General features: G+C 60.0%; 11 protein-coding genes. 9 read left to right on the plus strand and 2 right to left on the minus strand.

Annotation, left to right across the window (positions count from 1 at the left end):
- Positions 1-19: 19 nt before the first annotated feature.
- Positions 20-1,240, minus strand: coding sequence for a CaiB/BaiF CoA transferase family protein (locus LOL23_RS11510; protein ID WP_160982416.1), 1,221 nt, complete (start codon positions 1,238-1,240; stop codon positions 20-22).
- 577 nt (positions 1,241-1,817) lie between these two features.
- On the opposite strand from LOL23_RS11510, the gene LOL23_RS11515 reads away from it, so the two are divergent.
- From LOL23_RS11515 to LOL23_RS11545, 7 genes are all read left to right on the plus strand, one after another.
- Positions 1,818-2,273 (plus strand): MaoC/PaaZ C-terminal domain-containing protein, encoded by a 456-nt coding sequence (locus tag LOL23_RS11515; protein WP_160982414.1) that lies wholly within the window; start codon positions 1,818-1,820, stop codon positions 2,271-2,273.
- Between the two features lie 53 nt (positions 2,274-2,326).
- Positions 2,327-3,466, plus strand: coding sequence for an acyl-CoA dehydrogenase family protein (locus LOL23_RS11520; RefSeq protein WP_160982412.1), 1,140 nt, complete (start codon positions 2,327-2,329; stop codon positions 3,464-3,466).
- A 40-nt stretch (positions 3,467-3,506) separates the two neighbouring features.
- Positions 3,507-4,910 (plus strand): MmgE/PrpD family protein, encoded by a 1,404-nt coding sequence (locus tag LOL23_RS11525; protein WP_160982410.1) that lies wholly within the window; start codon positions 3,507-3,509, stop codon positions 4,908-4,910.
- A gap of 66 nt (positions 4,911-4,976) precedes the next feature.
- Positions 4,977-5,960, plus strand: a complete 984-nt coding sequence (locus LOL23_RS11530) for a Bug family tripartite tricarboxylate transporter substrate binding protein (protein WP_160982408.1) — start codon at positions 4,977-4,979, stop codon at positions 5,958-5,960.
- Positions 5,961-5,980: 20 nt separating this feature from the next.
- A complete protein-coding gene (locus LOL23_RS11535; protein ID WP_160982406.1) occupies positions 5,981-6,898 on the plus strand; it encodes an alpha/beta fold hydrolase in 918 nt (305 codons plus the stop codon).
- Complete coding sequence (locus tag LOL23_RS11540; RefSeq protein WP_160982404.1) at positions 6,895-7,695, plus strand: enoyl-CoA hydratase/isomerase family protein; 801 nt, start codon at positions 6,895-6,897, stop codon at positions 7,693-7,695. Before LOL23_RS11535 ends, LOL23_RS11540 begins: the two co-directional genes overlap by 4 nt.
- Before the next feature lie 72 nt (positions 7,696-7,767).
- A complete protein-coding gene (locus LOL23_RS11545) occupies positions 7,768-8,934 on the plus strand; it encodes an acyl-CoA dehydrogenase family protein (RefSeq protein ID WP_160982402.1) in 1,167 nt (388 codons plus the stop codon).
- 4 nt (positions 8,935-8,938) lie between these two features.
- Here LOL23_RS11545 and LOL23_RS11550 read toward each other — a convergent pair whose 3' ends face one another.
- Positions 8,939-9,751 (minus strand): SDR family oxidoreductase, encoded by an 813-nt coding sequence (locus LOL23_RS11550; protein WP_160982400.1) that lies wholly within the window; start codon positions 9,749-9,751, stop codon positions 8,939-8,941.
- 305 nt (positions 9,752-10,056) lie between these two features.
- Here LOL23_RS11550 and LOL23_RS11555 point away from each other — a divergent pair, with 305 nt between their 5' ends.
- Both LOL23_RS11555 and LOL23_RS11560 read left to right on the plus strand, forming a co-directional pair.
- Positions 10,057-11,433 (plus strand): acyclic terpene utilization AtuA family protein, encoded by a 1,377-nt coding sequence (locus LOL23_RS11555; RefSeq protein ID WP_160982398.1) that lies wholly within the window; start codon positions 10,057-10,059, stop codon positions 11,431-11,433.
- Positions 11,434-11,445: 12 nt separating this feature from the next.
- Positions 11,446-11,757 (plus strand): AtuA-related protein, encoded by a 312-nt coding sequence (locus LOL23_RS11560; protein WP_160982396.1) that lies wholly within the window; start codon positions 11,446-11,448, stop codon positions 11,755-11,757.

Consider the following 11,757-nt stretch of genomic DNA (forward strand, 5'->3'; position numbering starts at 1 on the left):
TGTGCTATGTGTGATGTGCTCAGACGATGCCGGCCTGTTGAAGTTTTTCAAGTTCATCGTCGCTCAATCCGAGGCGCGCCAGGACCTGGTGGGTATGCTGCCCGAGCACGGGCGGCGGTTCGGTCAGCTTCAGCGGTGTTTCGGAAAAGCGTATCGGGCTGTTGATGAGTGGGACTTGCCCATACAGGGGATGGGCAAGATCCAGGCGCATGCCCCGTTCCACGACATGAGGATCGTTGAATACGCGGTCTATCGTATTGATCGGCCCGCAAGGCACCTGCGCCTCTTCCAGAAGCGCCACCCAGTCTTCGACGCTGCGCGTGCGCGTGATGGCCTCCAGCCGCTCGTTCATCGCAGCGCGGTTGGCGACCCGGTCGCGGATCGTCTTGAATCTGGGGTCGCTAGCGAAATCGGGATCGCCAACCGCATTGCAGAAGCGTTGAAACTGCGTATCGTTGCCGACCGTCAGGATGATGTGGCCGTCCAGCGCCGGGTACACCTGATAGGGGGCGATGTTGGGATGGCCGGTGCCCATGCGGACCGGAGCAACGCCGCTGGTGAGGTAATTCATTCCCTGGTTGACCAGCGAGCCGACCATGCAGTCGAGCAGGCTGATGTCGATATGCTGGCCGCCGCCGCCTTGATCGCGGTGGCGCAGTGCCGCCAGAATCGCCACGGTCGCGTACATGCCCGTCAGGATGTCGGCCACGGCCACGCCCACGCGCTGAGGGCCGCCGCCGGGCAGGTCGTCCCGTTCGCCCGTGACGCTCATGAGGCCGGCCATTCCCTGGATCAGGAAGTCATAGCCCGCCCGGTCTTTGTACGGCCCTGTCTGTCCGAAGCCGGTGACCGAGCAGTACACCAGCCCGGGATTGAGCTCGCGCAAGGAGTTGTAGTCCAGGCCATATTTCTTCAGCGCCCCGACCTTGTAGTTCTCGACCAGTACGTCGGCGTCGGCAACAAGGGCGCGCACGAGCGCCTGGCCTTCTGGCTTGCTGAAGTCGATGGTGACGGACTGCTTGCCGCGGTTGCAACACATGAAATAAGCGGCATCGCCCGGCTCGTCCGTTTCGGCGGCATGCAGGAATGGCGGGCCCATGTGCCGGGTGTCGTCTCCGCTGCCGGGTCGTTCGACCTTGATGACCTCCGCGCCCAGGTCGGCGAGGTTTTGAGTCGCCCAGGGACCCGCGAGAATGCGTGATAAATCCAGAACCCGTATGTTGGACAGCGTTTTTGCCATGGCGAATGCGTAGATGGAATGTGATCGACAAGAACAGACGATATCTTGAATGTTCTGTTATGTCAATTTAAATTTCGTTATCTAATGAGTAGAAATGAGGGATTGATTTTTAAAACCAGAATCAATCGAATGCATAAGAACGTTATAGGGAAGATGGCGCTGTATGCTTGGGCGGGAAATTGTCGTTTCTCAAGCAGAAATTTATTCAAATTCTATTTTTATATTAGTCATTTCATTTTATAGATAGAAGTATGATTTCAAATGAAGCTTCCTTCGCAACGGCCGGCGTGCATGCGTTGAGCATCTGTCTACCGGCCTGCGGCGGACAGGCGCGTCCGCAGCAGGCAAAACTTGAATGGCTGTAGAATAAAACGAAATCAAAAAAATCTAAATGGAATGATTAGGGCGGTTGTGCAGCGATCTTAGCATCTATTGCTATAGGGTACATTATGGAGTGCTATGGCGTTATGGGTTTATAATGAAATTGATGTTGACATATCGAAATTCATTCCTTACCATTTCAACTCATATGACTTGCTCGTCCCAGGTGGACGGCCTTCCAACTTGAGAATTCGCCATGATGAATCTGCCGTACGGTGAACTCGTGATCGGTCAGCGCGCCCGGTCTCGGGGGCGCACGATCACTGAAACAGACGTTGTCAACTTTTGCATGCTGACCGGCAATTGGCTCGAAATCCACGCCAATGCGGAATTCAGCTCCAAATCGATGTACAGGCAGCGGGTCGTGCAGGGCGGCTTGGTCTTCGTCATCAGCAACGCCTTGCTCGGCTTCGACTCAGAAGTGGTGGAAGCCTTCTATGGCGTCGACAAGCTGCGGTTCCTGAAGCCGACCTTCATCGGTGACACCTTGTATGCCGAAAGCGAAGTGATCGCGCTTCGCGACAAGGGGGAAAACCACGGGGTCGCCACGGCGTTGTTGACGGCGGTAAATCAGCGGCATGAACGGGTAATGAGCTGTGAATTCAGTCTGTTGCTTCGCCGCGAGCGCCTGATCGTATCCCCGCAAGAATAGACATCGTCGCCTTCTGTGGGCGAAGTAAGGAAATTTTGATTCACGGAGCCTTTATGAATTTCTTGACAGAAGAACAAACGCTTTGGCATGAAACCGTTGCGCGGGTGATGGAGAAGGAAGTAACGCGCGAGTACGTGCGCCAGTGCGATATCGACCGCCAGTATCCTTACGAGGCCTACGAAAAGATTGCCCGCATGGGATGGCTGCGCTTGCTTATTCCAGAAGAGCAGGGCGGCGACGGCGGCACCATTTTCGATTACGCGCTCATGTGCGAAGGGCTGGCTCGCTATGGCTTCGATTTCGCGACCGCATTCATGGTTTCCACCTTTACTGCCATGAACATCGTCAAGTACGGCACGCCCGAACAGCGTGAAAAATACCTGGTGCCGTTCATGAAGGGCGAAGTCCGCTTCTCCATTTCCATTTCGGAGCCTTCGGCGGGGTCGGACGCAGCGAACACCAAGACGCGGGCCGAGGCCGATGGCGACCATTGGACGATACGCGGGCAAAAGCTGTGGTGCTCCGGCGCCGCGGCGAAAGATGCCGTCATCGCCATGCTGGTCAGGACCGATAAAGAGGCAACGAAGCATCGTGGACTGAGCGTGCTGCTGGTGCCCAACGACACACCGGGCGTCGACATCCGCAAGCTGCCAACCATGGCAAGGCGGGCGACCGGCACGACGGAAATCTTCCTCGATGGCGCCAAGGTGCCGGCCGGCAATATGCTCGGTGCGCCAGGCATGGGCTGGAGCATCATCACGGATCACCTCGAGCTCGAGCGTATCGCCGTTGCGGCCGCCTACGTCGGCAATGCACAGCAAGCCGTCACCGATGCTTTGCGCTACGCCCACGAGCGCGTCCAGTTCGATAAGTCGATTTTCGAGTTTCAGGTGCTGCGCCACATGCTCGCCGATATGCAAACCAGCGTCGATGCGGCGCGCCTCCTGGTGTATCGGGCAGCCGATATGGCCACGCGCGGCGAGGCCTGCAGCCGCGAAGTCAGCATGGCCAAGTTGTTCGCGTCCGAAACGCTGCAGACCGTGACGCGTAACGGCATGCAGATTCTCGGCGGCCATAGCATGCTGCCCGAAGCCGACATGGAGCGCTACTTCCGCGAAGGAATGCAATCCACCATAGGCGGAGGTACCTCGCAGATACAACGGACGATCATCGCCAAATCCCTGCGTCTTTAAACCGCTATCCCCGCTTAACGCACCGCCCACAGGAGGTCTCATGACAACTTCGTCCGTTCCCGAATGCGATCTGACCGCGAGCCTCGCGGATCAGATCGTCGAAATCGTAAACCGGGGCTTGGCCGACCCGGACATCGAGCAAGTCAGACGGCTCATGCTGGACTCGCTTGGCGTGACGCTGCGCGGAGCCGCCCTGCCATGGGCCCGCGATATCGCGAAATGGTCCCAGCGTTTTTTCGGCACGGGCACCGCTCCGGTCATCGGGACCGACGCTTCGGCGGCCGCATCGGTCGCTGCGCTGGTTCACGGCACCGCGGCGCACGGCTACGAGCTCGACGACACGCACGATGAAACAATGAGCCATCCCGCATGTACCGTGCTTCCCGCGGCGCTTGCAGTCGCGGCTGAAACGGGAGCATCTCAGCGCCACCTGTTCGTCGCCATCGCAGCCGGCTACGAAGCCATGGCGCGCGTCGGCATCATGGCGCACGGGCTGCATGTGATCGAAGGCGGCTTTCATCCCACGCCGATCTTCGGCTCGTTCGGCGCCGCGACGGCTTGCGTGGTGCTGCTGCATGGCGAAGGCCGCCCGATCGATGCGGATCGGCTCATCACCGCTTGGGGGCACGCATTGTCCCAGACGAGCGGAACCATGCAGTTCTCCGTGGATCCCACCGGCGGCGCCGTGAAGCGGCTGCATGCCGGGTACGCGGCGCGTAACGGCGTGATCGCCGCCGAATTGGCCATGGAGTCCGGAATCGGCACGCCGCGGCGCTCGCTGGACGGACGCTATGGCCTTGCCAAGATGTTCGGCGGTGAAATCCATGCGGCGGCGGTGTCGCGTGCGGCGCAGGATCCCTTACAAATACACTGCATCAGTCTCAAGCCTTATTCCTGCTGCCGGATCTTCCATTCCACCATAGACGCCCTGGGCGAGGTAACCGAAAAGTACAGTACATCGGTGGAGCAGATTCGCCGCATCGTTGTGCGCGGCCCGCAATTGATCGAGGATCAGCACATGATGCGCCGGCCCCGCTCCGTCATGGCGGCCCAATACAGCTGCCCCTATCTGATCGGCGCGTCGCTGGCTTACGGCCCCTCGCGCTACGACGCATACAGTGAAGCGCATCTCGACGATCCGCGCATACTCGAAATCGCCGATCTCGTGCATTTCGAGTATGACGCCGAGCTGGAAGCCATGTATCCGAAGCAGTTCCCCACAGCGGTCACCATCACGTTCGCCGACGGCTCGATCAAAACTTCATTGGTGAAAGACAGTTTTGGTACGCCGGCCAAACCCATGACGGCCGACCAGATCGCCGAAAAAGCCCGGAATCTGCTTATGGAAATCGAGTCGAAGGTCGATGTGGACGCATGCAGAAGAAAGATCTGGAACGACGGCACCGATGCTCGCACGCTCGCGGCCATCATGGCGGGAAGATGACGCCATGCTGAAGCAAGCGCAGTAATTACACAGTCATATGACGATACCTCGAAGGAGACACGCAACATGAACACGAACCGCAGAAGTTTTCTAGCCGCCAGCGCAGCGCTACTCGGCTCCACGTTGCTTGGTACGCAGGCCCATGCTCAATCGAGCGGCTATCCCAACAAACCCATAACCATCGTTGTGCCCTTCGGTGCGGGCACCACCACCGATCAAGTTGCGCGCTTCCTCAGTCCCTACTTGTCCACCGAACTCAAACAGCCGGTGGTCATTGACAATAAGGCCGGGGCCAGCGGTTCGATCGGCATGCAGTTCGCGGCACGGCAGCCCGCTGACGGATATACGTTCGTGCTTGGCACGAATACCACGCATGCGGCCAACGTCAGCCTGTTCAAGCAACTGCCGTACGATCCGGTCAAGGATTTCACGCCGATCAGCAATCTGATCATTGGCGGGGTCGTTCTGGTGGTAAGGGCGGACCACCCCGCAAAGAACGTCCAGGAACTCGTTGCCATGATGAAGAAGAAACCGGGCGGCATGACGTTCGGTGCCGGTAACTCCTCTTCGCGCGCAGGTGGCGAGGTCATGCGCGAACTCGCGGGCGTCGACATCCTGCATGTTCCCTACAAGACGCTTCCTGTCGCGCTCACCGACCTGATCGGTGGTCAGATCGACATGGTATTCGGCGATGCCCCCGCCGTCATGCCCTTGGTGGAAAGCGGCAAATTGAAAGCGCTCGGTGTGTCCACGGGCAAACGTATCGCGAAGTACGCCGACATCCCAACGATCGCGGAGCAGGGAGTGAAAGGGTATGAAGTCACGGGTTGGATCGCTGCTTTCGGCCTTAATGGCACGCCTCCGGAAATCATAAGCCGCCTCAATGAGATCATCGTTCGCGCCATGAAGTCGGACGAGGCGGAAAAGCAGTTCGGTTCCCAGGGGTGGACCCCGGTTGCCGGCTCGCCGGAAGACCTCGCGAAATTCCAGGCGATCGAGATCGATCGGTGGGCGCGTCTGGTCAAGGCGGCCGGCATCCAGCCCACCTAAACGACACGCAGGAGGCAGAAGTGGCAGAAGGACACGGCAATATGGTGCAGCTATCGATTCCGGAATGGGCCCAGACGGCTCTCGCGATGCCCAATGAATCCCGGTATGTTGATGTCGACGGCTGCCGTGTTCATTACCTGAGTTGGGGCGATCCCGGTCTGCCCCCCTTGATGCTGGTGCATGGCAATGCCGCTCATGCCGAATGGTGGCGCTTCATCGCGCCGCTGTTGGCCGATCAGTACTACGTGCTGGCCATCGACCTGGGCGGCATGGGCGACAGTAGCCATTGCGGCCGCTACGAGCGGGAACGCTATGCTGAACAAGTCATGGCGGTGCTGGATTCCGCTGCGCCGGGACGCCCGGCATTCATCGTCGGGCACAGCTTGGGAGGCTTCGTCACCATCATGGCGGGCGCCGCGCACGGCGACCGCCTTGCCGGCATCATCGTCATTGATTCCCCGATCGAGCCGCCTGAAAAGCATAGCCCCCCGTATTCGGTTCAGGTCAAGACGCCGGGCGATATCTATGCGGACCGGGCCGAGGCCTTGCGACGGTTTCGCCTGATCCCCCAGCAGCGGGTCGGGTGCCAGTTCTATCTGGACCATATCGCCTTTCATTCCGTCGTCGAAACGACGGGCGGGTGGCGATGGAAATTCGACCCGGCCGCCGTCGGGTATCCGCGGCCCACGGAGTTCACCCAGGCGCTGCTCGATATGCGCTGCAATGTTGCGTTGTTCGTCGGCGAGCATAGCGAGCGGGTCGATGGCGAGACTCGGGCCTACATGCGCAGCCGCTTTGGCAGGCTTATGCCTGTCATAGAGCTGGCCAACTGCCGTCATCACGTCATGCTCGACGAGCCTTTGGCCCTGGCCGCTGCCCTGCGTACCCAGTTGGCCAATTGGTCTCTTGAAGAAAATGGCTCCGGGAACGACGCATGACGGATTCCATGATTGAATATTCCCTGGCACAAGGGGTTGGCCATATCAGGCTCAACCGCCCGGCAAAGCGGAATGCCTTGAGCCTGGATATGCGGACCGCGCTATGGGAGGCAATAGCGCGGGCCGGCAAGGACGACGAGGTCCGTGTCGTATTGCTGTCGGGCGCGGGAGAACATTTTTGCGCGGGGGGCGATATCGGCGAGATGCGTCCCGGCGAACTGGATGCCGAGGCGGGCCGTGACCGCATTGCCCCTGTGAGCAAGGGGGCTCAAAGCCTGTTGGAAACGACGAAGCCCGTCGTGGTGGCGGTCGACGGATGCGCCTATGGCGCCGGATGCAGCCTGGCGCTGGCGGCCGATTTCGTCGTCGCTACGGAGCGCGCGCGTTTCTGCATGTCCTTCCTCCGCCTGGGGTTGATCCCGGACGCATGTGGTTTGTTTACCTTGCCACGAGTGGTGGGATGGCTCCGTGCCAAGGACATGTTGTATTCGACCCGGGCTGTCGGTGGCAGCGAAGCGCTGGAATACGGAATGGTCAACGAACTGGCGGCGCCCGAGGCGCTGCAGGCGCGTGCCCGGGAAATTGCCTTGGCCATGACGAACTTGCCGCGAACGGCTTTTGCCCTGATGAAGACCGCCATGCTGCGGTCCATGTCATCGGACCTGGGAGCCATGGCCGATACCGAGATGGCGGGCCAGGCCATAGCGTACTCGACGGCCTACCACGAAGACGCCGTCAAGCGCCTGCGGTCGGGGTCCCCGTCTCTTTACTCATGGCCGGTGAAGAACGCCGGCTGATTCACCCATCGGACCACGCCCAGCCGGGCGCTTGTTGGCAAGCGCCGCGCATGGACATGAAACAGGAAAAACATGGACTTTCAACTCAGTTCACAACAGCAGCAACTGCGGGCCGCCATAGTGGATCTGTGCCGGCGCTTCGATGACCAGTACTGGTTGGACAAGGATCGCGATGGGGGCTTCCCCGAGGAGTTCTATCGTGCAGTCGCCGATGCCGGCTGGCTGGGCATTGCAATGCCCGAGGCCTATGGCGGGGCCGGGCTGGGCATCCTGGATGCGGCGCTGATGATGCAGGCGATTGCGGAGTCGGGCGGCGGCATGTCGGCGGCATCTTCGGTGCACATGAATATCTTCGGCCTGAACCCGGTGGTGGTGTTCGGCACGGAAGAGCAGAAAGCCCGTGCGTTGCCGCCCCTGATCAGGGGTGAGTCCAAGGCTTGTTTTGCCGTAACGGAGCCCGATGCGGGCTTGAACACCACCAAGCTGACCACGCGCGCGGTCCGCAATGGCGATCACTATCTGGTCACCGGCCGGAAAGTATGGATTTCCACCGCGCAGGTGGCGGACCACATGCTGCTTCTTGCGCGGACCACTCCTATAGAAGACGTGCAATCTCCGACCAAGGGCTTGAGCCTGTTCTATACGCGCCTGGACCGGAGCCATGTAGAGGTGCGAGAAATTGAGAAAATGGGCCGCAAGGCGGTCGACTCCAACGAGCTCTTCATCGACGCATTGCCGGTGCCGGTCGAGGACCGCATCGGTGAGGAAGGTGAGGGCTTTCGTTATATCTTGCACGGCATGAACCCCGAACGGATCCTGGTTGCAGCCGAGGCGGTGGGCATCGGGCGGCTTGCCTTGGCACGCGCGGCCGACTACGCGCGTGAGCGGGTCGTGTTCGGCAGGCCTATCGGTCAAAACCAGGGAATACAGCATCCGCTCGCACAATGCTGGGCGGAACTCGAGGCCGCGGAGTTGATGACGCAGCGTGCCGCCAGCCTGTATGACAGTGGATTGCCTTGCGGCCCCCAGGCCAACGCGGCCAAATATCTGGCGGCGGAGGCCGCCGTCAGGTCATCCGAGACGGCGATCCTGACGCATGGTGGATTCGGATACGCCAAGGAATATCATGTCGAGCGATATCTGAGAGAAGCCATGATCATGCGCATAGCGCCGGTCAGCCCGCATCTGATTCTGTGCAATATCGCGGAGAAGGTGCTGGGCCTGCCGAAATCGTACTAGGTCATCAAACCTTATCGTAGCGATGTCCTGGCTCGGGAAGCACGAAAGCGCCTTTGTTCAGCCATTGCCCGCCGTCTATGACCAGCACTTCGCCATTGATGTAGTCCGCCGCCGGGCTGCACAGGAACAAGCCGGCTTCAATGGTTTCTTCGATGGTGCCGAAGCGCCCGGCGGGGATCGAACCCAGTATGTGTTGCCGGCCTTCGGCGGTCGGCCAAAGCGCCGTGCGCGACTGCGGGGTATCCACGAAGCCCGGACAAAGGCAATTGACCTGCACGTTGCGCGGTCCCCATTCCACTGCCAGCGATTTAGACATGGCGATTACGCCGGCCTTGGCGGCAGCCGAATGAGCCGTTCCCGGACCGCCATGCCAAGCGTACGCGGCGGAGATGCTCAGCACCTTCCCGGATTCCTGGTTCAGCATGTGCCTGCCTGCGGCGAGTGTGCAGTATGCAGTGCCGTTCAGCACGGTATTGATGACCGCGTTCCAACCCCGGGGAGAAATATCTTCGGCGCGGGCCACGAAGTTCCCCGCGGCGTTGTTGATCAGCACGTCGATATGCCCTGTCTCGGCCACGACTCGAGCGATGGTGGCGTCGACGTCGTCCGGATTGCGAATGTCGATGGGGCAGATCAAAGACTGGCCTCCCGACTCGGCAATTTCGGCCGATGTTTCGCGCAATGGGTCTTCTCTTCTGCCGCCCAATGCAACCGTGGCCCCGAGCGCCGCCGCCCGCAATGCGAACGCTTTTCCGATGCCCGTCCCGGCGCCGGTGATGAAAAACGTTTTGTTCGAGAACGTTCCGGCTGCAAGCATTTGATTGAATCCAATGAAAATGAAATTAAATTAGACTAATCGGAATTATAGGTTTTGAATCGGATCTGTCAAGAAGCAATTCAAGACCTTGGCAGGATATGGCCTTGTTCATCACATACCGTATGCCAGGTTCACGTTGAATATAGCCATGCTGGGAAATAGCCGTTAAGGCGTTGACTTCGTCAGTCGCTTTATTTAAAATGAAATTCAATATATTAAAACGGAAATCGTGGGCTGCGCAGCTGCGCGGGAGACCAAGGTTATTGCGGCGATCCGCCGTGTATCGATAAAGCTAGGAGATAGCGATGAAAGACGTTCTGCGACTTGGGGCAGGGTCTGGTTTTTGGGGCGACGCTCAGGATCCGGCCGTAGAGTTGCTGGAGAAAGGCGAGCTGGATTACTTGTGTTTCGATTATCTGGCCGAACTGACCATGGCGCTGCTTCAGCGCCAAAAAATGAAGAATCCCGACGCCGGCTATATACCGGACGCCGTGCAGTGCATGAGCGCGCTGTTGCCTCAAGCGCGGGAACGCGGGACCCGCCTGATATCGAACGGAGGCGGGGTCAATATTCGCGCCGCGGCGCAGCGCATCGTCGAGAACGCAAGAAAGGACGGGCTGGCCGGTGCGCGTATAGCGCTGGTGGAAGGTGATGATCTTCTGGGCAAGCTGGATTTGCTGACAGCCGGCAATGTGCCTTTGACCAACATGGACACCGGCGATGAGGACTTCTCCGCGATACGCCCGCGCGTGGTTTCCGCGAACGTGTATACGGACAGCTCGGGTATCGTCGAAAGCCTGAAGGGTGACGCGGATGTGGTGATCACAGGCCGTGTGTCGGACAACGCCTTGTACGTCGGCCCGGTCGTGCACGAGTTCGGCTGGCAACGGGATGCGGCCCATGCCGACTTGCTGGCCGCATCGGTGACGGTAGGCCATATCCTGGAGTGCGCCGCCGGCTGCACGGGCGGCATGTCGTCACGTTTCGCAGATATGCCGCGCATGGGCCAGGTCGGCTTCCCCATCGCGGAGTTCCGCCGTGACGGCAGCGCCGATATCACCAAGCTGCCGGGCACGGGGGGGCGCGTCGATACCTTCACGGTCAAGGAGCATCTGGTCTACGAGATTTCCGATCCGCGCAATTACCTCATGCCGGATGCCGTTGCGGACTTTACTTCGCTGAGCCTGGATGCCGTGGGCACCGACCGTGTCCGGGTGTCGGGCGTCAAGGGCAAGCCGGCGCCGGACCTGCTCAAGCTCGTAGTCGGATACCAGGATGGATGGATAGGGGAAACCATGGCGTTCTTCCCCTGGCCGAACGCCTACGACCGCGCCTGCAAGGCGCGTGACACCATGCTCGAGCGGTTCGAGCGGATGGGCCTGGCCGCAGATCAAATTCACTTCGACTTCGTCGGCTTGAACATGCTGCATGGCCCGGCGGCGCCTGCTCCAGAGCGAAACGGAGCGAATCAAATGAGCGAAGTGGGGCTGCGTTGCGCGGTGCGGACGAGAACGCGTGAAGAAGCCGACAAAGTCCGGCGCGCCGGCACTCACCTATGGATCATGGGCCCAGGCGGCACGTCATTTGGCACGCCGATGAAGTCGCGGCCCATCGTGGCGCTGTGGCCGACATTGATTCCGCGCGAATTCGTGCGTCAAACCACCGACATCTTTGTAGCCTGAAAGGAACACGATATGACACGCCAGCTTCATGAAATTGCCTATGTCAGGTCCGGAGACAAGGGGGATGTTTGCACCGCGGGCCTGGTGGCCAGGAGCCCCGAGGATTACCCGCTTCTGCTCGCAAGCGTTACGCCTGCGGCGGTCAAGGCGCTGTATGGCGATTGGGTAAAGGGAGAGGTCCACTGCCATCCCATGGACAACATACAGGCCGTGGTGGTGGTGATGCACGGGGCATTGGGGGGCGGAGCAACGAAGACGCTCCGCCTGGATCAAACCGGAAAGTCGCTCGGGCATGCATTGCTGCGCTTGACCGTGGTGGAATGA

It is taken from the genome of Paracandidimonas lactea (genome assembly GCF_021653995.1).
GTDB classification, from domain to species: Bacteria; Pseudomonadota; Gammaproteobacteria; order Burkholderiales; family Burkholderiaceae_B; genus Allopusillimonas; species Allopusillimonas lactea.